Genomic DNA, 1,475 nt, shown 5'->3' on the forward strand with positions numbered 1-1,475 from the left:
CAAGATCCGTGGCCTCGGGATCAACCTACTGGCCGCAAAGAATCGGGCCCTCGACGACCTGGTGACCGAGATGCCACCGCCACTCGTCGCTGACCTACTCGGCTACAGCTATCAAGTAACGACGCAGCACGCAGCCTCCGCCGGAGACACGTTCGCGCACTACCCGACACTCCGCCGCTGACCAGAATCATCGCCGCAGGAATACCGCCAGCTCGAATATCACTCGTCACCAGTCATAATGCATCTATTGCAACAGATGCACGATTAGGCCCTCCTCGCCCTGCGGCATCGTGTGAGCATCCAGTGGCGGCGGCACCCAGCTCCAGCTGGGTGCCCAAGACGGGATCATCTGACCGTATGGGTTCCAGGGCGGAGCGTTCCCGTGCTTCTCTCAGCCTAGATATAGCACGAAAGGCTAGGGTTGCACTTATAAGTGCAACCTGTTTATAATTCGACGACGGGGTTAGCAGCTAGGTCAATTGGAGTGGAGCGCTCATGGCAGGAACGGCCCTTCTGACGGGTAGCCAAATTGTCGACGAAGTCGTCCAGCTAGAAGCTTCTCACTTGGTTTCTAAAGCGCACGACCGTCAGGTCGGAAACGTGACAATGACTCTCGAGGACGGCACGGAAGTCGTTCTACAAAAGAACCTGGCGCGTTTCATCGTAAATCTCGTTGAGAGTATCGCCGCCGATGGCACCCTTACAACAAATTCACTGCCAGAGGAACTTTCGACTACCGTCGCGGCTCAAGTCATTGGCATTTCTCGTCCCACGTTGATGAAGATGATTGCCCGCAATGAGCTTCCAACAAAAAAGGTCGGCTCACACACTCGGCTTATGCGCAGCGATGTCCTTGAGCTCCGTGCCAACCGACAGGGCGCTCGTCTGAAGGCCGTTGAAGATCTCCGCCGTGCTGGAGACGCCTTCGACTAAACCCGCTCCGCCAGCCAGTACGGTTAAGAGGTGCTGATCCAGAGAGTTTTCGTCGACGCGAACGTTCTCTATAACCGAAGCCTTCGCGACTGGCTATTCCTTCTGCGAAGCGAAACCGAAGGCATGTTTCAAATCCATACGACGGAAGATGTGCTGGCCGAAACTGAGTATCGACTTAGGCGGAACAACCCCACCATGGCTGGCGGGGTCATCACAGATCTCAGAAGAAGGATCACGGATTCCATCGATGAGCTTGTGGGTGACTACGACGCGACGATCCCGTATACAGGGCGCGACCCACACGACCGACACGTTCACGCTGCTGCAATCGCCAGCCAAGCCAACATCCTGCTGACCAACGATGATGGGTTCGTTGGTTCAGACGAAGAACCCTACGAAGTCTTCAATTGCGATGACTTCTTCATTCTCGTGGACGACTCCGCCAGCTGGCATGTGGAACGCGTAACGGCAAACCAAGTCAACTACTGGAGCAAGAAAACCGGGCCCAGGAAGACCCTTGCAACGGCCTTAACCGACGCGGG

Annotated in this window: 2 protein-coding genes and 1 pseudogene; all 3 read left to right on the forward strand. The window is 56.1% G+C overall.

The annotated features are described in order from the left end of the window. Positions 1-181, forward strand: a pseudogene (locus JF66_RS24005) (hypothetical protein); the annotation flags it as partial. Between the two features lie 314 nt (positions 182-495). Then, positions 496-933 carry an excisionase family DNA-binding protein gene (locus JF66_RS20855; protein WP_035880883.1) on the forward strand — a complete coding sequence of 146 codons (438 nt, stop codon included), beginning with the start codon at positions 496-498 and terminating at the stop codon, positions 931-933. Positions 934-963: 30 nt separating this feature from the next. Then, the coding region (locus tag JF66_RS20860; protein WP_051973804.1) for a PIN domain-containing protein at positions 964-1,475 on the forward strand (512 nt) is incomplete at its 3' end.

Origin of the sequence: Cryobacterium sp. MLB-32, from assembly GCF_000738085.1 — a bacterium.
In the GTDB taxonomy this organism is placed as follows: domain Bacteria; phylum Actinomycetota; class Actinomycetes; order Actinomycetales; family Microbacteriaceae; genus Cryobacterium.